The sequence below is a fragment of the Prochlorococcus sp. MIT2309 genome, assembly GCF_059772305.1.
On sequence record NZ_CM186282.1, the window covers coordinates 628,745 to 649,669 of the forward strand.

Genomic DNA, 20,925 nt, shown 5'->3' on the forward strand with positions numbered 1-20,925 from the left:
ATATACATTTTAATTATAAAAGTAAAAGACTACCAACTTTTCAATAAGTCAATAAAACTAACAATAAGTCCAAATGCAATTGCAGGTGGTGAAATCCATCTGAGCATAAATTTTAAATATCTCCTAATTTGAATAGAAGAATTACTCAATGATAAGTCCTCATCAAACCTTCTAGGAATGAACCATCCAAGAAGAATTGATAAAAGAAAACCACCAAGTATCAGCATTACCCCTCCAAAAATACTATCCATTTTTCCAAGAATATCCAAATTTAAAGCCGATGGAATCCCTACTAAAAATATTGCACTTGTAGATACCAAAACAGATTTATATCGACTCCAACCCAATTGATCCATAAAGGAACTTACAGGGACCTCAAGTAAAGAAATTGATGAAGTTATGGCTGCAATGAAAGCTAAAAGGAAAAATAAGACAGCGACAATTCTACCTGTAAGTCCAAGAGAGCCTAAACCAGTAGGCAAAGAAATGAATAAAGTACCAACAGTTGAACTACTAATGGCGTCTTTGAGACCAAAACTCATCACTATTGGAAACGTCACCATGCCAGCAAGAAGACCGACTGCCGTATCAAGAGAGGCCACTCCAATAGCTTGTTTTGGCAATTTTTTACTTCTATCAAGATAGGAGGAATAGGCGACCATTACACCAATGCCAAGGCTTAAAGAGAAAAAAGCCTGCGTAAAGGCATTTCTTACCGTGGTGGAATTAAATAATTGTGACGTATCCCAATTCAATAAAAAAGTTCTATACCCCTCCCAAGTGCCCTCAAGAGTTGCCGCCCAAAAGGCCAAAATTATTAATAAGAGAAATAAAAATGGAACACACCATTTTGTTAACTTTTCTATTCCACCTTTAATTCCTGCCCCAACAACAGCAGCGGTCAATACCAGACTTAACAACTGCCCCATTAGAACACTGCTTCCACTGCTAATCCCGTTAAAAAAAGTCTCTGCCTCAATTTGATTACTTGGCAACCCGAAGAAAAGAGAGTGAAAAAATGTATCTACAGTCCAGCCCATCAAGACTGCATAAAACGCAAGTATTCCTGAGGCTGCAGTGACAAAAATCCATCCCATTGGACGCCATTTAGCACCTGCAGCCACAATTGGTGCCAGCAGAGGGCTATTGCCTGTGCTTCTTCCTAAGACCATTTCAGCGACAAGAACGGGCAAGCAAACCACAAGAACAATCAATACATAAAGAAGAAGAAAAGCTAGCCCGCCTCCCTGAGATGCCCTATAAGCAAACCCCCAAAGATTACCTAGGCCAACGGCACTCCCCGCAGCAGCTAAGACGAACCCCAAACCAGAATTCCAATTTTCTCTTGAATCCATAAAAACCCGTTTTCTTAAGAATCGAGACTTATTTAGAAATAAATCTTTCATGGGTTATACCTCCTAATGGGAGACTGGTCTAAGTTGACTTCACAATGTGAAAGCCATAAGCGTTCTAGGCTCTACGGGTTCAATAGGTACTCAGACTCTTGAAATAGCAGAGGAATTTCCTCAAGAATTCAATGTGGTAGCCCTAACTGCAGGCAAAAACATTGAGTTATTTATTAAGCAAATCCAGACACATAAGCCTGAAATTGTTGCTTTAGCGAGCAAGTCGCACCTATCAGAACTCAAAGAGAGACTTTTAAGACTGCCCCAGTACCAATCCAAGTTGGACTTGCCTGAAATTGTTGGGGGTTCAGAGGGTTTAAAAATGGCATCATCCTGGGGAAGTGCTGATCTAGTAGTTACGGGAATTGTTGGTTGTGCCGGATTGCTACCTACTCTTTCAGCTATTAGGGCTGGAAAAGATTTAGCTCTTGCCAACAAAGAAACTTTGATAGCAGCAGGACCGGTAGTTCTTCCTGAATTGCAAAAAAGCGGAAGCAGACTATTCCCAGCAGACTCAGAACACTCAGCTATTTTTCAGTGTCTTCAGGGAACGCCACTGGCAGAAAACGCTCGACTATCAACTGGAGTACCTACACCCGGTCTAAGGAATATCCACCTAACTGCGTCTGGAGGAGCTTTTAGAGATTGGAAAACAGAAGATTTAAAAAAAGCAACTGTGAAAGATGCAACAAGTCATCCAAATTGGAGTATGGGAAAAAAAATAACGGTTGATTCTGCAACATTAATGAATAAAGGATTAGAAGTTATTGAGGCACATTATTTATTTGGTATTGATTATGACCAGATAGAAATAGTCATACATCCACAAAGCATTATTCATTCAATGATTGAATTGGAAGATTCATCGATTCTCGCTCAGCTTGGTTGGCCTGATATGAAACTTCCAATTCTTTACTGTATGAGTTGGCCAAAACGATTTAGTACAAAATGGAAAAGGTTGAAGTTGTCAGATGTAAAATCATTAACTTTTAAAACTCCAGATAGAAAAAAATATCCCTGTATGGACTTGGCTTACGCTGCCGGAAGAAAAGGTGGAACAATGCCAGCTGTATTGAACGCTGCTAACGAAGAAGCCGTCTCACAATTCATAAAAGAAAAAATTAATTTCACTGATATTCCTAAAGTTATTGAATTAGCATGTGAAAATCATAAATCAGAATTTAATCCTCATCCAATTCTTGATGAAATCATTTTCTTTGATCAATGGGCGCGTGAACAAGTGAATTTATTGACGAGAAAATTTTAAAAATAAATAATATTTCCTTTGAATATTTTTACTATTTATATTTTTATAAAATATTTTTAAGCCATTTAGAAACAATTGCGTCTCCCCAACAATAATTTTTCCCATGAAACCCATTATGTCCGCCTTTATTTACAATAAAAACCTGAAAATTATTTTCAAAATTTAATAAAGGGAAAATTTTTTCAAGTTCTTCCGCTGCTTGACTAGGAACCCAGGGATCATCAAGTGATTGAATAATTAATAACTTAGGTAATGATTCCGGCATTTTCATTACCCCCTTAAGAGGGGAAGCATTTTGATAATAATCATCAACATTTAGATACCCCCATCTTGGAGCAGTAATAGCCGCATCAAAATCACGAATTGAGGAGATATTTTTTTTTCCATAATTATCCTTACCAGTGAGAGCCTCTTTTTCAGATTCAACAACTCCAAATGGATCGGCCAAAGTTTGTCTGACGAGTCTCCATAAAAGCCACCTCTGATAAATAAAATTTCTTGGTCTTTCTATTGAAGAACTACACGCTGAAAGATCCAGAGGGCTGCTAACACAAACAAGTGCATCTAATAATTTTTTTTTAGAATCTGTCTCATTACTACTTGCCATACAAGCATTTAAAAGCATGGTTCCACCAAGAGATAAACCAACGCCATAGAGAGGCAATTCTCCAGAATTTGAATATTTTTTATTTAATGAATTACATAATTCTCTTGCGTATCTAATTACTGGTGTCAAATCACTATTACAGCAAGCGGAGTAAGTGCCAGGCGCCATAATTCTTCCTGGATCTGCTCCTCTGAGATTTAGCCTAATAACGGCAAAACCCTCTTGAAGAAGTTTCTGCCCCATTCGACGAAGGCCTTGACGTTTTGAAGATCCACCTAATCCATGCAAAATCAAAACTAAGCCAACCAATCTTTTTTGTTTTTTAGGCCTATCAAGAAAAGCAACTAATTTGCCTGAACCCATACCTGTTTTTGTTTTTGGAACAGATATTTCAATTCTTTCACCACAATCTTTTGGTAATTTTTCAAATACAAAAGTATCTCTTAAAGTCTGTAAATCTCCACCAATCCATGGTTTTCTTTGCAAGAAATTAGGAAGTTGTAATTTACTTAAAAAAACCGACTGGGATTTAGCCCTTTCCACCAATTCCTAACTCCTTAAGTTCTATTAAAAGATCGCCTAAAACTTTTTTTGCATCCCCAAAAAGCATTGATGTATTTGGTAAATCGAAGAGATCATTTTTTATGCCTGAATATCCAGCACTCATTCCCCTTTTTACAACAAATACTGTTCTGGCTTCTTGAACATCTAGTACTGGCATGCCGTAAAGAGGGGAACTAGTATCAGTTTTTGCTTGAGGATTGACAACATCATTAGCGCCAAGAATTAATACAACATCTGTTGCAGGGAACTCTGGATTAATAGTTTCCATTTCTTTAAGTTGTTCATATGGCACATCAGCCTCAGCAAGCAAAACATTCATATGACCTGGCATTCTCCCTGCAACAGGGTGAATGCCATATGAGACCTCAATGCCAGCGCTTTCAAGAGCTTTGGAAACTTCTCGAAGTGTGTGCTGAGCTTGGGCTACTGCCAGTCCATATCCAGGAACTATGACAACACGCTCCGCAGCCTCCAGAGTAAGGGCACATTCCTCTGCACTACAACTGGTTATGTTTGTGTATTCACTGCTGGTTTTGCTTGCAAGGGAGGAGCCACCAAGTGCTCCCCCAAAAAGAACAGAAACTAAGGACCTATTCATCCCTTTGCACATAACTTGGGTGAGGATTAATCCAGCCGCTCCCACCATTGCTCCTGCAACAATTAACAATTGACTCCCTACAACAAATCCTGCTGCCGCTGCTGCGATACCTGAGTAACTATTTAATAATGAAATTACAACAGGCATATCTGCTCCCCCAATAGGGAGAGTAACTCCGATGCCCAAAAGAGATGAACTAATTACCAAAAGCCAAAGACCATTATTAGCTCCCGACAAAAGCTCTATTAAGGCAATTAAGCAAATAACTGATATTGCAATATTTACAACATGACGGGATTTGCTTTGCATCCAGCCAGGAGTTGATAACCAACCCTGAAGTTTTGCCATTGCAATAACAGAGCCCGTAAAAGTAATTGCACCTACAAATATAGAAATAACAATAGAAATAGATTCAACAATTGATTCAGAGATTGGAAATAAAGCAACTCCAACAGCAACAAGTAGAGAAGACATCCCACCACACCCATTAAAAAGTGCGACTGTCTCAGGCATCGCGGTCATTGGAACTTTTTTTGCAATAAGAATGCCTAAAAAACCTCCAAGTGCAGTGCCTATCGAAATCCAACTCCATTCTGTTGAAGTAATTTCTCCTTTGCTTACAAAATCAATTAGTAGGCCAATAACTGAGAGTGCTAGTGCAAAAGCAGCAAGCCTATTGGCCTCTCTAGCTGAGCGAACTTTTGACAATCCTTTAATGCCTAAGGCAAGTAATAAAACTGCCAAGATTTCAATGGATGGCTTTAAAATTTGTGAAATACTCATAATTAAAAAATTCCCTATTTTTGCTTTGTCTTTCGACTAAACATTGCAAGCATCCTGTCCGTTACAAAAAAACCTCCAATAACATTAAAAAGAGCAAATCCCAGTGCAACAGAGCCCATAAATAAGAGTGAAAAGTTTTCCCCTGCTCTAATTATTAAAGTCAATGCTGCCAACATCGTCACTCCAGAGATCGCATTAGCCCCACTCATAAGTGGAGTATGCAATGTAGGTGGGACCTTCCCGATGAGTTCCAGGCCTAGTAAACTACCCAGAATCAGCACCCACAGGGCATCCGTAATAGACAATTCACTTCCTGACATCAGTTTTTCCTCCCAGTGGATAAGATTTCTGGATATTTGACGATCCCATCTTTAACAATTAGAGCTCCGCTAATTAATTCATCTTCAGTATTAAGGGTTAGATCACCATTTGTAAGCATGGGATTTAAAAGAGCTAACAAATTCTTTGAGTAAAGAGAGCTTGCGTGATTTGGAACAGTGCAAGGTAAATCTGAAGCACCGATAAGCTTTACTCCTTTTCTTATGACTGTCTCATTTTCTAGGGTCCCTGAACAATTACCGCCTTGAGAAACAGCCAAATCGACCACAACTGAACCTGGGCGCATCTGATCGAGCATATCTTCATCAATCAATCGAGGTGCTTTTTTCCCTGGCACTTGAGCTGTGCAAATGGCTACATCTGCTTCAGATAAATGTGTTTTTAGCTCCTGTCTCTGAGCTGATAAAAATTCATCTGAGACTTGCTTCGCATATCCTCCAGATTCCTGAGGCTTCTCTTTAATCTCAGGTGGATTTATGAATCTTCCACCCAATGATTCTACTTGCTCCTTCACTGAAGGTCTTATGTCACTCACAAAAACAACCGCTCCTAATCTTTTTGCGGTTGCAACTGCCTGAAGCCCTGCAACGCCCGCGCCAAGTATTATTACCTTTGCTGGCTGAACAGTTCCTGCTGCAGTCATCAACATAGGAAAATACCTATCAAGAGAACTAGCGGCAATTAGAACTGATTTATATCCACTTATATTCGCCTGAGACGACAGAGCATCTGCTGATTGAGCTCTACTAATTCGTGGAAGTAACTCTAGTGAAATTGCTGATAATTTATATTCAACCAAGATTTCGGATAAGGATTGATTCCCATAAGGCTCAAGTAAACCCAAAATGAGAGTGCCCTCTGGAAATTTTTTCAACAAGTTTGACTTTGGTTGTCTTACGCAAAGAACAACATCTATTTCAGAGAGATTTTCTTGATTCTCTGACTCAATTAGTTCAGCTCCAGCTGATAAATAATCTTTATCAGAGAAACCAGCAGCCTCACCTGCCATCTTTTCGACAGATATAGAACATCCTAAAGAGATGTATTTTCTTACTGTCTCTGGCGTGACAGCAACTCTTTTTTCGCCTGGAGCAGATTCCAAAGGAACAAAAAATCTAGCCAAAATAATTAAATTTTTTATCTAGCAATTTGAGGTTACAGGGTATGTTCGTTTTAATCCTCACAACTTTCTTCAAGAAAGGTTTTCCTAATAAAGATTATTAGCTAATAAGTAGGAAGGTCTTCAAATAAAGAATTCAATGAGTCTCACCGCGATCGAATGTCCAGATGGAGTTTGTCATAGCCATCACGGTGGGCATGCAGTTCCCAGAACAGCTATGCAAAAGAATCTCCAGAATCATGGAAAGGAATGGTGTGAGCGTTTAGCCGAGAGAATCTATGAAATGTCTGTGGATACTTTCTCGCAAACTGTTATGCCTAGCCTTCATGGCTCAGGATGGCAAAGGAAGCATCTTGATTGGGAATTTAAGCTATCAAATCATGATTCGGAACCAGATGAAGCTCTTGTTGAGGGGATTATCAACGCTACAGAGAGTTTTCTAAGAAGTAGCGAAGTACACAGACTTTTCATTCAAGAACTTGTTCAAGGCACTTTCGCTGAGGCAACAAATGACAAACTTCGTTCAATTGCTGTAAGGAAATTAATCGACAATGAGTTGATACAAATTATTGAAGAAAAAAAAGATGAAATACTTGATCGCTTGGCAGAAAATCTTCTTGAGGATGCAGAGGGTAAATTTGAATTAGCTCGTGATGCTGCAAATGCTGGGATTGAAGAAGTTGAGAGGCTTCTTGTAAATCACACTGAAGCTGTCTAGTCCAAAAATAAATTAATAAATAAACTAATAGTTATTTTTTACTAGTAATTAAGACTCAAAAATACTAATAATTAAGAAAAGTCAAAACCTTAAGCAAACATTCTTTTTTAGTCACAAATCGCCTTTGTGCTAAATAACTACAATATTTGGTCCCATTACATGTAAAGGTACCTCCACCCCCGATAGGAGGAACTACATGGACCTTTCTTTAAAAAGACACATAGGAATAACAGCTTCATGGGTCTCTAATAGGATTTCCCTTCTTGATGATGTTCAGAAATACGAAGAGAGCTATGCACTTACCCAGGAATTTAGAGAGTGGTTGACATGCCCTCATCAGGATTCAAAACTATTTAAATCCTCCGTGATGGAATACCCAAATCACATCTCCTCCTCACATCGAGAGGAAAGAGTAGACCTCGATGAACTTCTTGAGTTGTAAGAATTAAGTAATTTCCAAAAGATATAATTTTCAGACATTTCCAATTCTGATATTGAGAAACGCCATAAAGTATTAAAAATTTCTTATTGTATTATTTTAGTCAATAGAAATTCATGGGGATTGAGATAAGTACCCATTCTCAAGAAATAGAGAATCTAATAATCATTGGCTCTGGCCCAGCTGGCTACACAGCCGCAATATATGCAGCCAGAGCAAATTTAAATCCACTTTTGCTTACTGGCTTCGAAAAAGGAGGAATTCCTGGCGGGCAGCTTATGACCACAACCTTTGTTGAAAATTTTCCTGGTTTCCCAGATGGAATCATGGGTCCAGAACTGATGGATCTAATAAAAGAACAAGCTCAGAGATGGGGAACTAAATTAATCGAGGAGGATGCTATTGCTTTTGATCTATCTAAAAGACCTTTTGAAATCCAATTATCAAATCAAAAGCTCAAATCCCATTCTCTCATAATTGCGACCGGGGCAAGTGCGAACAAATTGCATCTAGAAAATGAAAAAAAATTTTGGAGTAAGGGTATTAGTGCATGTGCAATTTGTGATGGAGCTACGCCCCAATTTCGTAATGAGGAACTTGCTGTTGTTGGGGGAGGAGATTCAGCATGTGAGGAAGCTGTCTATCTAACAAAATACGGAAGTCATGTACATTTATTAGTTCGTTCTGATCAATTGAGAGCAAGTGCTGCAATGGCAGATAGAGTTTTATTGAATCCTGAAATAACGATTCACTTCAAAACAGAACTTCTTAATGTTGAAGGAAAAGATTGGCTAGAGTTCTTAAGAGTTAAGAACTTGACTACAAATACAGAAGAATTAATAAAAGCCAAGGGTCTTTTTTATGCAATTGGACATACACCAAATACTGAAGTTTTTAGTGAACAATTAAATATTGATTCTCATGGATATCTCATTACGCCACCAGGAAGGCCTGAGACTTCTATCGAGGGAGTATTTGCGGCTGGAGATGTGGCTGACGCAGAATGGAGGCAAGGGGTAACGGCAGCTGGAAGTGGATGTAAAGCAGCATTAGCCGCTGAAAGATGGCTCAGCTTAAAAAACCTGGCCAAACCAATTAAAAGAAACGAGCCTGAACCTGCGTCATCATCAAAATCAGCCCCTATTGAAACTTCAAATGAAGAAAACTTCGATTTAAATTCAATTTGGCAAAAAGGAAGTTATGCACTCAGGAAGCTCTATCATGAGAGCAAAAAGCCTCTTTTAGTAGTTTATACCTCTAAAAACTGTGGTCCTTGCCACGTTCTTAAACCACAAGTAAAAAGAGTTTTAGAAGAACTTACAGGTAACGTGCAAGTTGTAGAAATAGATATTGAAAGTGATCAAGAAATTTCACATCAGGCCGGAGTTAACGGAACACCAACAATGCAACTCTTTTATTTAAAAGAACTAAAAAAAGAATGGAAAGGTGTCAAGCAAAGAAGCGAGTTTAAAGTAGTGATAGAGGATGTAATTAAAGGAAAATTATAGTTTTCACCTTCTTCTGGAACCCCCAGGTCGATTGCCTCCAGGCCTACCTCCTCCTGATCCGCCTGCATTACGTTCTCTATAAGTAATTCTCCCTCTTGTTAAATCATAGGGACTAATTTCAACGAGGACCTTATCTCCAGCTAACAACTTAATTCTAAATTTAGTTAACTTTCCAGCTGCTCTACATAAACATTGATGCCCCTCTGGCTGTTCAAGAGTTACCAGATAAAATCCGTTTCCTTGTTCTTTCTCAATAACTCCCGAAGTCTCAATCATGTTTGTAAAAAAACAAAGTTTGTAGAATTAGATCTTACTAAATCAATATCACAATAATAGTTAATTAACCATTAATGAAAAACCGATTGCAACTCGCGTACGGTCTGTAATTGGCCGTAATAGTAATTTGCCCTAGCCCTTCTGTCAGCATCATCTAAACTATCAAATGCGTCGAACCCAAGAGATTTCCATATTTCACTACCACAAGCTTTGTCTAATTCTAGACAAGCCTCGGTTTCAAGATTACTAAGTCTGCGAGATATGTTTTTGGTCTGTGAAATACCCAAAGTTTTTATTAAATCTATTTTATAGTACAAAAAAACTAGTTTTTTGCAACTCGGATTCTAAATAGGGAACTTTTTTTTGTCCTCTTTATCCAAATCAGCGCCCATTTCTTGCAATCTTTTCAAGATAACGTCGTAATACTCTTTTAAATAACTTTCCATAGTGGTTGTGTCAGAGCGATCTAATCCAAAAGCAGCATAGGTATCATCCATTTCTGCATTTAGAGAGGTACCGCTTCCGCTTACTTCAGAAAAAGAAAGTCTCTCAGCAACATTCAAAGTTGACTCGAAAAAAGAGATTAAGGATTGAGCCGCAGATATCACAAATGGCGCAACTCTCCACACCCTTGCTTTTCTATCGCAATACCTCTCACAAAGTTCTACAAGCTCATCAGCTTTCCAAGCTTTTGGACCCACAACTGGGAAACTTTTTCTTATGGTATTTGGACTATTTAATGCTGCGACTGCAAACTTAGCCATATCTTGTGTATTCATGTAAGCGATTTCTCCAGGTTTTCCACTTATCCAAACTGGCTGACTATCCAATATAGGAATAGCAAATTGCCCTATAACACCCTGCATAAAAGCTGCTCCTTGAATAATTGTGTAGTCGAGATCTGAACTCTGTAGCAATTTCTCAGTGCAATATTTAATATCCATCAAAGGGACATTTCGATGCTGCTCAGCGGAAAGAAGAGATAAGAAAACAACTCTCTTTACCCCCATCTCATCGCAACATCGGTAAAGATTTAGTTTTCCATCCCAATCAACCTCATAAACACTTCTTGGGTCATCGGGACGGCTTGTAGCAGCGTCAATAACCGCATCTATACCATCGAGAGAATATTTTATGTCTTCATCGCTGAGCAAATCCCCTTCGGTGATTTGGCAACCCCATTCTTGGAGGTATGAAGCACTCCTTGGTCTTCGAACCATGCACCTGACTTTATGACCAGACTCAATTGCATTTCTTGCGATTTGTCGACCGAGGGTGCCGGTTCCACCAAAAATGAGAACCTGCATAGGAGATTTCATTATCAAAGGAAAAGCCTAAATGGAAGAATACAAAAACGTGAGAAATTAATCTCCTTGAATTTTTAAGAGGAGAGCACCACCCAATAATCCAACTGGAATAAGAACCCAGAAAACTGCTGCGATGCCAAAAATTTCAGATGCCATTCTTTGATTTTATTTCACTAGACCATTAAAACCTTTATTGATGCCCAAGAAAAAACTTTTTGAAAAAAAACCATAAAACCCACTAAAAGAAACAAACTTGCTTATGGTCCAAAAAGCTAAAGTTTTCACATTGGAAAGAATTTATTCATATTCAAGTAAGGATAAAAAAATACTTCTAGATGGACCTGAATGGGGTGATCACCACTTCGCAAATTGGAATGGTTTTACTTTTCATTGGAGAGTATTAGGGGACAAAGCCAAAAAGCCCATAGTCCTCATTCATGGCTTTGGAGCCAGCTCCGATCACTGGAGAAAAAATGCCATAGCATTTGCTGAGGCAGGATTCTCAGTTTTTGCTCTCGACTTAATTGGATTCGGACGATCTGAACAGCCATCTAGAAAAAAAATTAATTCCTTGGAAAATGTATTTTGGGCGAGACAAGTTACTTATTTTTTAAAAAAAATTGTCTTAAATGATCAAAATAAAAAAGCTGTACTTATAGGCAATTCTCTTGGCGGACTAGTAGCTGTAACAATTCTGGCCAAGAATCCTGAACTTGTAGAAGCAACTGTTGCCTGCCCTCTTCCTGACCCAGCATTAGCTCAAAAACAGCAAATCGAGTTGAATCGTTACTTACTTAAAATTAAAAATTGTTTTATTAAAGTAATTTTTAATTTATTACCTTTAGAACTAATAGTTCCAATCATTGCAAAAACTAAATTAATTTCAATAGCATTGCAATTTGCTTATAAGAAAAATATATCTTGTGATAAAGATCTAATAAAACTAATCAAAAGGCCCGCATTGAGAGCTACTGCTCCACGAGCATTACGTTCAATGTGCATAGGTATGAGCCTTAGATCAACAGAGATGACAGCGCCCTCTATTTTGTCGAAATTAAGTCTCAATATAATTAAATCACCATTGCTTTTAGTATGGGGAAAGGAAGATAGATTAGTACCTCTTGTAATCGGAAAAAATTTGAAAAGTCAATTTGAATGGGTTCAATTAAAAGTACCTGATAATGTTGGGCATTGCCCCCATGACGAGGCCCCAAAGTACTTCAACAACGAAGTACTAGACTGGTTGAACCTGAATTTACCTACTTAATAAATTTCCCTTATGAAGCACACACTCTCAGTGCTGGTTGAAGATGAATCTGGAGCTCTAAGCAGAATTTCTGGACTTTTTGCCCGTCGTGGATTCAATATCGATAGTCTTGCCGTTGGTCCTGCAGAGGCTCCTGGAATATCCAGATTAACAATGGTGGTTGAGGGTGATAATCAAACCCTTCAGCAAATGTCAAAACAATTAGACAAACTGGTCAACGTTCTTGAAGTATCAGATTTAACTAATTTAGCTGCTGTAGAAAGGGAATTGATGCTTCTAAAAGTAAATGCAAAAGCGGAGCAAAGAGATAAGATATTAGACCTTGTTCAAGTCTTTAGAGCAAAAGTTGTTGATGTGTCTGACGAAGCACTAATTCTTGAGGTAGTGGGAGATCCAGGTAAACTTGTCGCAATAGAAAAACTACTTGCACCTTATGGAATAAACGAAATTGCAAGGACTGGCAAGGTAGCATTAAAAAGAGCTTCAGGAATTAATACTGAAATGCTAAAAGCAAACTCTCATATAGGAAAATTTTAATTAATTTTCAATATGAATAATTTTTTCTATCGAATCACCAACTTCTATTAATTCTAGAACATCAAAACCATCCACAACTTCACCAAAAACAGCGTACCTACCGTCTAAAATAGGTAAGGCATTTAAAGATAAAAAGAATTGACTAGTTGCTGAGTTGGGGTCAAGACCTCTAGCCATTGAAATCGACCCTTTTTTATGTTTATGAATTATATTTTTGATATCTTTAATGTTACTAATAACATAATTATACCTAGGTTCTCTATCATTTAATAACTTTATTTCAAGCGGGATAGATCTGAAATTAAAATTTCCCGAGTTTTTTGGAGGCTGAAATTTTGATTTATCTTTATTTAAGACTTTACCGGCATGAACAGTAAAAGGTGAAGGTTCTTTAATTACTCTATGAAAAATTGTTTCCTGATAAACATCTCTATTTACTAAATCAATAAAATTTGCAACAGTTATTGGAGAGGATTTTGCATACAAAATTAAAAATATATTGCCTTTAGAGGTTTGAATCTTAATTTTCTGAGGTTTATCAAAGCACTTTAATTTATATTCATCGCAAATAATCTTACTACTTGGGATTTCATATTTATTTTTACAAGATGTAGTAAGAATCGAAAAAAATAACAAAAAAAGAATTATTTTAAAATTATTCTTGATATTTATATTTTTTATATTTCTAATCAATTTCTTAATTAAATACCTTCTAAATTTACACCTAAGAATTTTGCCAACTCTGCACCCTCTTCCTCGAGCTCAAGAAGAGGTGGAGGGGAGCCGACTTTTGAAATTGGCAAATCTTTTCTACCTTGAATCCTTAAACATATTCTTCTTCTTGCATTAAATCCCTCTCTGGCGTCAAGCTTTACCGCCTTAATATCTTTTAAGGGTAATTGAATCTCTATTTCTTTGAAAAACCCCCGTCTTGTAATAAGAAGTGTTCCTGAATCTTTATCAAAACAGTTTTTACCTGAACCAAAATCAATTGAGATTAATCTCCATAGATAAAGGGCCAAAATGAATGCAGCTATTCCATAGAGTCCCATAACCAGTCCTTGTGGGACAAAAATCAAAGTTGAGGGATTCCCGAGCGGTAAAAGATCTTTACCCAGATAACTAGACACAGAAGCTAAAAGAAAGCCCAACCCACCAATACTTACCATTCCCCAAACTATGAAGTTTGAAATTTTGCGTGAGCCTTTGATGTTTTGCTCAAGCTTATTTTCAGAAAGTGCTGATTTTGTAAAATTTTCCATTTTGACCGACATAGCTTCTTATCACTGATAATTATTCACCAATAAAGGGTTTAGAGGTGGTAGTAATTGTGAAAAAAATACTAAATACCAATACAACACACTTATTTAAGCGCAATATTTCCCCAAATATCACGTCAATCTTGTTACAGTCGCCCCGTATCCCAAAGCTCAGCAACGTTCCCTCATGACGATCGCTGTTGGAAGCGCACCAGAAAGAGGTTGGTTCGACCTCCTCGACGACTGGATAAAGCGTGACCGATTCGTATTTATTGGTTGGTCTGGTCTACTACTTTTCCCATGCGCCTTTTTGGCCATTGGTGGGTGGTTCGTAGGCACAACCTTTGTAACCTCCTGGTACACACATGGTGTTGCCAGTTCTTATCTAGAAGGATGTAATTTCCTCACAGCTGCTGTCAGCACCCCTGGCGATGCCATGGGTCACAGCCTTCTATTTTTATGGGGCCCTGAAGCCCAAGGAAGCCTAGTTAGATGGTTCCAACTAGGTGGACTTTGGAATTTCGTTGCCCTCCATGGTGCATTTGGCTTAATAGGCTTCATGCTCAGACAATTTGAGATCGCGAGATTAGTTGGTATTCGTCCTTACAATGCCCTTGCATTCTCAGCAGTTATTGCTGTTTACACTGCTTGCTTCTTAATTTACCCATTAGGTCAGCACAGCTGGTTCTTCGCACCATCTTTTGGTGTAGCAGCTATTTTCCGATTTGTTCTATTTATTCAAGGTTTCCATAACATCACCCTGAATCCATTTCACATGATGGGTGTTGGTGGGATTTTGGGTGGAGCACTTCTTTGCGCAATTCACGGAGCAACTGTTCAAAATACTCTCTATGAGGATTCAAGTCAGTACTCCGAAGGTAAGAAGCAAAGTAGTACTTTCAGAGGCTTTGACCCAGTTCAGGAAGAAGAGACTTACTCTTTCATTACTGCCAACCGCTTTTGGAGTCAAATTTTCGGAATTGCATTTTCTAACAAGCGTTTCCTACATTTCATGATGCTTTTTGTGCCTGTTACGGGTATGTGGGCAGCTTCTATTGGTATCGTTGGTCTCGCACTCAACTTGAGAGCATATGACTTTGTCAGCCAGGAAATCCGGGCTGCTGAAGACCCCGAGTTTGAGACGTTCTATACAAAGAACATCCTTTTAAACGAGGGTATGCGTGCATGGTTGTCATCTATTGACCAACCTCACGAAAATTTTGTATTCCCAGAGGAGGTACTCCCACGTGGAAACGCCCTTTAATAATCTTCTAAAGGCGCCCAACCAAAGTATTGATGAGACAGGTTACGCCTGGTACGTAGGTAATGCCCGACTCATCAACTTGTCTGGTCGCCTTCTAGGTGCACATATTGCTCACGCAGGATTAATAGTCTTCTGGGCTGGTGCAATGATGCTTTTTGAGGTGAGTCATTTCACCTTCGATAAGCCAATGTGGGAGCAAGGCCTAATTTGTATGCCCCACGTAGCAATGTTTGGTTACGGCATAGGCCCTGGTGGAGAAGTAACCGACATTTATCCTTTCTTCGCAGCAGGAGTAGTTCACCTAATTGCCTCAGCAATTTTGGGATTTGGTGGTATTTACCACTCTCTTGCAGGACCAGAAAAATTAGAAGAAGCATTCCCCTTCTTCTCCACTGATTGGAGAGACAAAAATCAAATGACCAATATTCTTGGTTTTCATTTGATTGTCCTTGGAGTTGGTGCTCTTCTTTGGTCGATTAATTGGATGTACCTTGGCGGCGCTTACGATACCTGGGCTCCAGGTGGAGGAGAAGTTCGTCTAATCAATCCAACTCTTGATCCAAGAATTATTTTTGGTTATCTCTTACAGACCCCATGGGGTGGTGGAGGTTGGATGATAGGTGTCAATTCAATGGAAGACATCGTAGGTGGGCACATTTACGTTGGTGTTATTGAAATCATCGGAGGTCTATTCCACTTATTCACCCAACCCTTTGGATGGGCTAGAAGAGCATTTATTTGGAACGGCGAAGGTCTTCTTAGTTACGCTCTTGGTGGAATCTGTGTTGCGAGTTTTGTTGCTTCAACTTTTGTTTGGTTCAACAATACCGCTTATCCATCTGAATTTTATGGACCAACAAACGCAGAGGCATCTCAGGCTCAAAGCTTTACATTCCTTGTAAGAGACCAAAGAATTGGCGCAAACGTTGGTACAACAATGGGTCCAACAGGACTGGGTAAATATCTCATGCGTTCACCTACTGGAGAAATCATTTTTGGTGGTGAAACGATGCGCTTCTGGGATTTTCGTGGCCCTTGGTTGGAACCATTGAGAGGACCAAATGGGTTAAGTTTGGACAAAATCCAAAACGATATTCAACCATGGCAAGTTCGTCGTGCAGCTGAATACATGACTCACGCACCAAACGCCTCCATCAACTCTGTAGGTGGAATCATTACAGAGCCTAATGCTGTTAATTTCGTTAACCTTCGTCAGTGGCTCGCTGCTGCACAGTTCTTCCTTGGATGGTTTACATTCATTGGCCACTTGTGGCATGCAGGGAGAGCTCGCGCTGCTGCTGCTGGATTCGAAAAAGGAATCGATAGGAACGCAGAACCAGCTCTATCAATGCCCGACTTGGACTAACATCCTGTTTTGGGGTATAGAAAAAAAAGGCCTCCCATTGGAGGCCTTTTTTAGTGCCCTATGAAAAAAATTCTTCATGTAAGTCCAAACCACTCAAAGTCTCTTTTAACCATGGCAAACTCAAGCCAATAACATTTGAATAACAACCTTCTATATTCTTTATTAATACTGATCCTTTTCCCTCAACAGAAAATCCACCAGCGCAGCGCATCGGTTCTTTACTTTCTACGTAATTTAATATTTCTGATAGAGAAAATTGATTGAAATTAATTTTAGTTGAAATCACCTTTTTCTTAACTATTAACTTTTGATCTTGGTCAAAATTAAAATGGTTTGATAATAAACAATGCCCTGTATGCAAATATCCTGAAGAAGATGAGAATTCTTTTAATCTAGTAATTGCTTCGTCTTGATTACTTGGTTTCCCATAACATTTACCTTGAAATTCAAAGATTGAATCACAACCTAGTAAAGTAATTTTATTAACTTGGATTTTATTTAATTTTGAACTTCTTGATACTTTTTTAAAAACACTAATAGCCTTTGCGTAAGAAAGTTTATCAGCTAAGCCAAAAACATCATTATCATAATATTTACTTTCATCAATTCCACTTGAAATGACAACATGAGAAAGACCTATTTGCTTCAGTAGTCTGCTTCGTGGCTCAGAAGCAGATGCAAGAATAAACATTAATTTAAATTTCTATTAAAATACTTAAAAATCTGCATGTTTGATTCTCATAGCAATTGTTTTATAAAAACTTTATGAACTATATCAATCCAAAAGCTATAAAAAGAGCAGAGATATCAATGGCCTGTCTTGGTTTTACAACAAATTTTTATAAATCTGCGCAAATGCATGGATTAAGTGCAGAAGATGTTCTCAGGAGTAGAAGAAAATACATAAAAATATTTTGTTCATCTACCTTAAAAAAATCCAATGAAATTGAAGCAGAATTCATTTGGCTAATTACTCTTGGAATTTTAAGAAGAGAAGTTGATGGTCAAGGATTAACATCTAAAGTTAGACTTACCCCACTTGGACGAAAAATTGTAGAGAATAAACCTGATCTAATTAACAAAAGCCCAGGGTTAATTACAATTGCCAAGCATTGGTTATGTAGAAAAATAAACCTTAAGTAATTTTCCTGAAATGAATCCCCTAATGATTCTTGGCACATCAAGTGGTTGTGGCAAATCACTTATGACCGCTGCAATATGTAGACATCTTTTAAGGAAAGGACATCAGCCGATCCCTTTCAAGGGTCAAAATATGAGTAACAACGCTTGGGTAGATAAATATGGAGGTGAAATGGCTTATTCACAAGTTGTTCAATCTTGGGCTTCAGAATTAGAGCCAATATCAGCGATGAATCCAGTACTTCTTAAACCAAAAGGAGATGAAACAAGCGAAGTTATCCATCTTGGGAAAAGTGTAGGAACAACAAAAGCAGCTTCATATTATGAAAATTGGTTTGACAGTGGCTGGCTGGCAATAAAAAAAGGTTTAAAAATCCTTGAAGAAAAACACAAAAATGGAGTCTTAGTTTTAGAAGGTGCCGGGAGCCCTGTCGAAGTAAACCTTCAACATCGTGACCTTACTAATTTAAAATTAGCAACTTACCTAAAAGCAAATTGTATTCTCGTATCAGATATTGAAAGAGGGGGAGTTTTCGCTCAAATTGTTGGAACATTATCCTTAATGAAGCCACATGAGAGAGCACTAATAAAGGGAATAATTATCAATCGTTTTCGGGGAAATATTTCCTTATTTGATTCCGGTAAAGAATGGATAGAAAGTAAAACAGGTATACCTGTTTTGGGAATAATGCCCTGGCTTGATCAATTATTTCCAGCAGAAGATTCACTTGACTTAATTAATAGAAATAAGTCTACTAATTATGGAGAAATAGAAATTTCGGTAATAAAACTACCCTCAATAAGTAATTTTTCTGATATTGATCCTCTTGAAGATGAGGAAACTGTGAATATAAACTGGGTAAGCAAGCCTGGAAAGATAGGAAACCCTGATTTACTGATCATTCCAGGTAGCAAACAAACCATAAAAGATCTGGAATTCTTAAAGAAGACTGGGATCTTCAAAGAAATAAAGGGGTATGCCAAAGCAGGTGGGAATATATTTGGAATTTGTGGAGGGATGCAGATTCTCGGAAGAACACTAGAGGATCAGAAAAATATAGAAGGTTCCATAACCTCAAATAGCTCTTTACCAATTGAGGGGTTAAATCTTATCCCAATAAAAACAACATTCAATAACGCCAAGAGGCTAAGCCAGCAAAACATAGATACATTATGGCCAGAGACAATGAATGTATCTGGATTTGAAATTCATCATGGAGATAGCAGACCCTTGAAAGAAAGTGACAAGAAATTTTTTGAATTTTCAACAACGCATAATTTAGGTTGGGTTGTTAGTGGTGATAGATCAAATTTTATTGCAGGTTGTTATCTCCACGGTATTTTTGATAACGGGGAATGGCGAAGAGTTTTTCTAAACAAGCTAAGAGCGAATAATGGATTTAGTTCCTTAGAAACCAAGATTGAAAACTATAATTACATGCGAAACAAAGTTTTAGATAAATTAACTGATAACTTTGAAAATAATATAAATATTGGAAGAATATTTTAGTAATATGAAAGATAATCTAATTAAAATTAATTGGCCAAATGGAAAAGTTAGTTATGAAAATAGTGAGATATCATGGTTAGAAGCAGCAAAGAAAGCTGGTGTAGAAATACCCTTAGGCTGTAAGAGAGGCAGTTGTGGAGCATGTGAAATTGAAGTAAACGGTAAAACAGTAAAATCTTGCACTGTTAATATTAAATCTAATAAAAACAAACCAATCGCAGTTGATTTTAGTAATGATATTTACTGGTAATTTAATTGTTTTTGAACAATGTATTTTAAACCCTTTATTAATATATTAAGTACTTGTATATTGTTAAAATACAAGTAATATACTGATGAATACTTTTTTTGATTTGTGAAATATCTCTACATAACTTACGATGGCTTATTGGATCCATTAGGACAAAGTCAAATCTTGCCCTACATATATGGAATTAATTCAGAATTAAATAAGTTTGTTATTATTAGCTACGAAAAAGAACAATATGGCAAGAAGAAAATATTGCAATTGAATGAAACTCTTAAGGGAAAAGGTATTAAGTGGTACAGATTGACTTTTAATAGGAATAAGTTTAATGTTCTAAAAAGATTTCTTTTAGGTGCATTATTAATAAGGTATATAATTTTAAAGCATAGTATTAGAATAGTTCATTTGAGAGGTGGTTATTCAGCATTAATTTTTAAATTATCATTATCTAAAGTTAATTACATCTATGACATAAGGGCTTTTTGGGGGCAATGGGCAGATGGTGGACGAACATCTAATGGTTCATTTTTGGATAGGATTTTGAAAAAATTCGATGATCAAACTATTAAAAATGCGGCCGGAATTGTAGTTCTTGATAAATCAGGTAAAGAATATTTAGACAAGAAATATAAATTAGAAATTCCAATAAAAACTATATCAACATCTACAAATATTGATAAATTCAAGCTCAGTACAAAATCAAGCACTAAAAAAATTAGATTTGTACACCTCGGTGGAGGAAGATTTCCGCCCTATAACGTTTATGAGGTCATGAAATTTGTAAATAACATGATTTCTAATAAAATTGATTGCACAATTGACTTTATAAATAAAGGGGATCATGAGTTAATTGAGAAAGAAAGAGAAAGATGTTCTTTCCCTATAAAGAATTTTTCCATAAAGAGTTATGAAACCGATGAAATCTATGAATATCTTGGAACATATGATTGTGGTTTTGTATTTCTTAGTAGAGGAGAATGGATAAGAATGAGTTCTCCAACAAAAATAGGAGAATATCTTTCCGCCGGTCTTTATATTATTGGTAATAAAGGAAATGCTGCGATGGAAAGGCTTGCCGCAGAATCATCTTCTGTCGAAATAATTAATAATTTTGACGGAGAAATAATGAATAATTATAAGAGTGCTCATGAATTATTTGATAGGATTAAGAATCAACAAGTAAGTTTTCAATCAAGAAAACTAGCATATAAATATTACTCCTTAGAAAAAGCCGTCTGTAAATATAATGATTTGTATAAAGAAATAAGGAGTTATCATTTTCAATAATATATTAAATAAATTGGTAAATAATATAAAACATTTAATTTATATTGGGTAATAAAAAAATGTTTTTTGTCGATCTATATATAATTTTTATCTATTGAAAATAATTATGAATCTAT

24 protein-coding genes are annotated in these 20,925 nt (G+C 37.2%); 12 read left to right on the forward strand and 12 right to left on the reverse strand.

Annotation, left to right across the window (positions count from 1 at the left end):
* Window positions 1-29: 29 nt before the first annotated feature.
* Window positions 30-1,355, reverse strand: a complete 1,326-nt coding sequence (locus AC6EJA_RS03540) for a sodium-dependent transporter (RefSeq protein WP_498503539.1) — start codon at window positions 1,353-1,355, stop codon at window positions 30-32.
* Between the two features lie 97 nt (window positions 1,356-1,452).
* Between AC6EJA_RS03540 and AC6EJA_RS03545 the strand changes: the two genes are divergently transcribed.
* The gene (locus tag AC6EJA_RS03545) at window positions 1,453-2,673 is read left to right on the forward strand and encodes a 1-deoxy-D-xylulose-5-phosphate reductoisomerase (protein ID WP_498503218.1); all 1,221 of its coding nucleotides are present in this window, start codon (window positions 1,453-1,455) and stop codon (window positions 2,671-2,673) included.
* 43 nt (window positions 2,674-2,716) lie between these two features.
* On the opposite strand, the gene AC6EJA_RS03550 is transcribed toward AC6EJA_RS03545, so the two are convergent.
* Genes AC6EJA_RS03550 through AC6EJA_RS03565 form a run of 4 tightly spaced genes read right to left on the reverse strand, consistent with a single transcriptional unit; the run spans window position 2,717 to window position 6,687 of the window.
* Entirely contained in the window at window positions 2,717-3,823 is a 1,107-nt protein-coding gene (locus AC6EJA_RS03550; RefSeq protein WP_498503219.1) for a YheT family hydrolase, read from the reverse strand.
* On the reverse strand, window positions 3,810-5,225 hold the full coding sequence (locus tag AC6EJA_RS03555) for an NAD(P)(+) transhydrogenase (Re/Si-specific) subunit beta (RefSeq protein ID WP_498503220.1): 1,416 nt from the start codon (window positions 5,223-5,225) through the stop codon (window positions 3,810-3,812). The genes AC6EJA_RS03550 and AC6EJA_RS03555 overlap by 14 nt, the downstream gene beginning before the upstream one ends.
* 14 nt (window positions 5,226-5,239) lie before the next feature.
* Entirely contained in the window at window positions 5,240-5,545 is a 306-nt protein-coding gene (locus AC6EJA_RS03560) for an NAD(P) transhydrogenase subunit alpha part 2 (RefSeq protein ID WP_498503221.1), read from the reverse strand.
* The gene (locus AC6EJA_RS03565) at window positions 5,545-6,687 is read right to left on the reverse strand and encodes a Re/Si-specific NAD(P)(+) transhydrogenase subunit alpha (RefSeq protein ID WP_498503222.1); all 1,143 of its coding nucleotides are present in this window, start codon (window positions 6,685-6,687) and stop codon (window positions 5,545-5,547) included. The genes AC6EJA_RS03560 and AC6EJA_RS03565 overlap by 1 nt, the downstream gene beginning before the upstream one ends.
* A 136-nt stretch (window positions 6,688-6,823) precedes the next feature.
* On the opposite strand from AC6EJA_RS03565, the gene AC6EJA_RS03570 reads away from it, so the two are divergent.
* From AC6EJA_RS03570 to trxB, 3 genes are all read left to right on the forward strand, one after another.
* Complete coding sequence (locus AC6EJA_RS03570; RefSeq protein ID WP_498503223.1) at window positions 6,824-7,402, forward strand: EF-1 guanine nucleotide exchange domain-containing protein; 579 nt, start codon at window positions 6,824-6,826, stop codon at window positions 7,400-7,402.
* A 196-nt stretch (window positions 7,403-7,598) separates the two neighbouring features.
* Window positions 7,599-7,844, forward strand: a complete 246-nt coding sequence (locus tag AC6EJA_RS03575) for a DUF8673 family protein (protein WP_498503224.1) — start codon at window positions 7,599-7,601, stop codon at window positions 7,842-7,844.
* Between the two features lie 113 nt (window positions 7,845-7,957).
* Window positions 7,958-9,349: a thioredoxin-disulfide reductase gene (gene trxB / locus AC6EJA_RS03580; protein WP_498503225.1), complete on the forward strand. Its 1,392-nt coding sequence runs from the start codon at window positions 7,958-7,960 to the stop codon at window positions 9,347-9,349.
* Window positions 9,350-9,352: 3 nt separating this feature from the next.
* Here trxB and infA read toward each other — a convergent pair whose 3' ends face one another.
* The 4 genes from infA to petM all read right to left on the reverse strand — a co-directional run bounded on the left by infA (window position 9,353) and on the right by petM (window position 11,088).
* Complete coding sequence (gene infA / locus AC6EJA_RS03585) at window positions 9,353-9,625, reverse strand: translation initiation factor IF-1 (protein ID WP_498503226.1); 273 nt, start codon at window positions 9,623-9,625, stop codon at window positions 9,353-9,355.
* A gap of 71 nt (window positions 9,626-9,696) precedes the next feature.
* On the reverse strand, window positions 9,697-9,912 hold the full coding sequence (locus AC6EJA_RS03590; RefSeq protein WP_498503227.1) for a DUF8669 family protein: 216 nt from the start codon (window positions 9,910-9,912) through the stop codon (window positions 9,697-9,699).
* A gap of 57 nt (window positions 9,913-9,969) precedes the next feature.
* Window positions 9,970-10,932 carry an NAD(P)H-binding protein gene (locus AC6EJA_RS03595; RefSeq protein WP_498503228.1) on the reverse strand — a complete coding sequence of 321 codons (963 nt, stop codon included), beginning with the start codon at window positions 10,930-10,932 and terminating at the stop codon, window positions 9,970-9,972.
* A 57-nt stretch (window positions 10,933-10,989) separates the two neighbouring features.
* A complete protein-coding gene (gene petM / locus AC6EJA_RS03600; RefSeq protein ID WP_498503229.1) occupies window positions 10,990-11,088 on the reverse strand; it encodes a cytochrome b6-f complex subunit PetM in 99 nt (32 codons plus the stop codon).
* 103 nt (window positions 11,089-11,191) lie between these two features.
* Between petM and AC6EJA_RS03605 the strand changes: the two genes are divergently transcribed.
* Both AC6EJA_RS03605 and ilvN read left to right on the forward strand, forming a co-directional pair.
* Window positions 11,192-12,199 (forward strand): alpha/beta fold hydrolase, encoded by a 1,008-nt coding sequence (locus AC6EJA_RS03605; RefSeq protein WP_498503231.1) that lies wholly within the window; start codon window positions 11,192-11,194, stop codon window positions 12,197-12,199.
* Window positions 12,200-12,211: 12 nt separating this feature from the next.
* Window positions 12,212-12,736 (forward strand): acetolactate synthase small subunit, encoded by a 525-nt coding sequence (gene ilvN, locus AC6EJA_RS03610; protein WP_498503233.1) that lies wholly within the window; start codon window positions 12,212-12,214, stop codon window positions 12,734-12,736.
* On the opposite strand, the gene AC6EJA_RS03615 is transcribed toward ilvN, so the two are convergent.
* Window positions 12,737-13,429 carry a peptidylprolyl isomerase gene (locus tag AC6EJA_RS03615; protein ID WP_498503234.1) on the reverse strand — a complete coding sequence of 231 codons (693 nt, stop codon included), beginning with the start codon at window positions 13,427-13,429 and terminating at the stop codon, window positions 12,737-12,739.
* An 8-nt stretch (window positions 13,430-13,437) separates the two neighbouring features.
* Window positions 13,438-13,998, reverse strand: coding sequence for a photosystem I assembly protein Ycf4 (locus tag AC6EJA_RS03620; protein ID WP_498503235.1), 561 nt, complete (start codon window positions 13,996-13,998; stop codon window positions 13,438-13,440).
* Window positions 13,999-14,182: 184 nt separating this feature from the next.
* On the opposite strand from AC6EJA_RS03620, the gene psbD reads away from it, so the two are divergent.
* Window positions 14,183-15,259, forward strand: a complete 1,077-nt coding sequence (gene psbD / locus AC6EJA_RS03625; protein WP_498503236.1) for a photosystem II D2 protein (photosystem q(a) protein) — start codon at window positions 14,183-14,185, stop codon at window positions 15,257-15,259.
* On the forward strand, window positions 15,243-16,625 hold the full coding sequence (gene psbC / locus AC6EJA_RS03630; protein WP_498503237.1) for a photosystem II reaction center protein CP43: 1,383 nt from the start codon (window positions 15,243-15,245) through the stop codon (window positions 16,623-16,625). Before psbD ends, psbC begins: the two co-directional genes overlap by 17 nt.
* Before the next feature lie 58 nt (window positions 16,626-16,683).
* Here psbC and AC6EJA_RS03635 read toward each other — a convergent pair whose 3' ends face one another.
* Window positions 16,684-17,316: a nucleoside triphosphate pyrophosphatase gene (locus AC6EJA_RS03635; protein ID WP_498503238.1), complete on the reverse strand. Its 633-nt coding sequence runs from the start codon at window positions 17,314-17,316 to the stop codon at window positions 16,684-16,686.
* A 74-nt stretch (window positions 17,317-17,390) separates the two neighbouring features.
* Between AC6EJA_RS03635 and AC6EJA_RS03640 the strand changes: the two genes are divergently transcribed.
* The 4 genes from AC6EJA_RS03640 (at window position 17,391) to AC6EJA_RS03655 (ending at window position 20,809) form a co-directional block, all read left to right on the forward strand.
* Window positions 17,391-17,768 (forward strand): Npun_F0494 family protein, encoded by a 378-nt coding sequence (locus AC6EJA_RS03640; RefSeq protein WP_498503240.1) that lies wholly within the window; start codon window positions 17,391-17,393, stop codon window positions 17,766-17,768.
* 10 nt (window positions 17,769-17,778) lie between these two features.
* Window positions 17,779-19,275 carry a cobyric acid synthase gene (locus AC6EJA_RS03645; protein WP_498503242.1) on the forward strand — a complete coding sequence of 499 codons (1,497 nt, stop codon included), beginning with the start codon at window positions 17,779-17,781 and terminating at the stop codon, window positions 19,273-19,275.
* Between the two features lie 4 nt (window positions 19,276-19,279).
* Window positions 19,280-19,525, forward strand: coding sequence for a 2Fe-2S iron-sulfur cluster binding domain-containing protein (locus AC6EJA_RS03650; protein ID WP_498503243.1), 246 nt, complete (start codon window positions 19,280-19,282; stop codon window positions 19,523-19,525).
* Between the two features lie 105 nt (window positions 19,526-19,630).
* On the forward strand, window positions 19,631-20,809 hold the full coding sequence (locus AC6EJA_RS03655; protein WP_498503245.1) for a glycosyltransferase family protein: 1,179 nt from the start codon (window positions 19,631-19,633) through the stop codon (window positions 20,807-20,809).
* Window positions 20,810-20,925: the final 116 nt, after the last annotated feature.

Coding starts and splice junctions, on each gene's coding strand:
- AC6EJA_RS03650 (WP_498503243.1), top strand. CDS start 19,280: ATGAAAGATAATCTAATTAAAATTAATTGGCCAAATGGAAAAGTTAGT.
- trxB (WP_498503225.1), top strand. CDS start 7,958: ATGGGGATTGAGATAAGTACCCATTCTCAAGAAATAGAGAATCTAATA.
- ilvN (WP_498503233.1), top strand. CDS start 12,212: ATGAAGCACACACTCTCAGTGCTGGTTGAAGATGAATCTGGAGCTCTA.
- AC6EJA_RS03540 (WP_498503539.1), bottom strand. CDS start 1,355: ATGGATTCAAGAGAAAATTGGAATTCTGGTTTGGGGTTCGTCTTAGCT.
- petM (WP_498503229.1), bottom strand. CDS start 11,088: ATGGCATCTGAAATTTTTGGCATCGCAGCAGTTTTCTGGGTTCTTATT.
- AC6EJA_RS03645 (WP_498503242.1), top strand. CDS start 17,779: ATGAATCCCCTAATGATTCTTGGCACATCAAGTGGTTGTGGCAAATCA.
- AC6EJA_RS03620 (WP_498503235.1), bottom strand. CDS start 13,998: ATGGAAAATTTTACAAAATCAGCACTTTCTGAAAATAAGCTTGAGCAA.
- AC6EJA_RS03605 (WP_498503231.1), top strand. CDS start 11,192: ATGGTCCAAAAAGCTAAAGTTTTCACATTGGAAAGAATTTATTCATAT.
- infA (WP_498503226.1), bottom strand. CDS start 9,625: ATGATTGAGACTTCGGGAGTTATTGAGAAAGAACAAGGAAACGGATTT.
- AC6EJA_RS03560 (WP_498503221.1), bottom strand. CDS start 5,545: ATGTCAGGAAGTGAATTGTCTATTACGGATGCCCTGTGGGTGCTGATT.
- AC6EJA_RS03635 (WP_498503238.1), bottom strand. CDS start 17,316: ATGTTTATTCTTGCATCTGCTTCTGAGCCACGAAGCAGACTACTGAAG.
- psbD (WP_498503236.1), top strand. CDS start 14,183: ATGACGATCGCTGTTGGAAGCGCACCAGAAAGAGGTTGGTTCGACCTC.
- AC6EJA_RS03595 (WP_498503228.1), bottom strand. CDS start 10,932: ATGCAGGTTCTCATTTTTGGTGGAACCGGCACCCTCGGTCGACAAATC.
- AC6EJA_RS03570 (WP_498503223.1), top strand. CDS start 6,824: ATGAGTCTCACCGCGATCGAATGTCCAGATGGAGTTTGTCATAGCCAT.
- AC6EJA_RS03555 (WP_498503220.1), bottom strand. CDS start 5,225: ATGAGTATTTCACAAATTTTAAAGCCATCCATTGAAATCTTGGCAGTT.
- AC6EJA_RS03640 (WP_498503240.1), top strand. CDS start 17,391: ATGAACTATATCAATCCAAAAGCTATAAAAAGAGCAGAGATATCAATG.
- AC6EJA_RS03575 (WP_498503224.1), top strand. CDS start 7,599: ATGGACCTTTCTTTAAAAAGACACATAGGAATAACAGCTTCATGGGTC.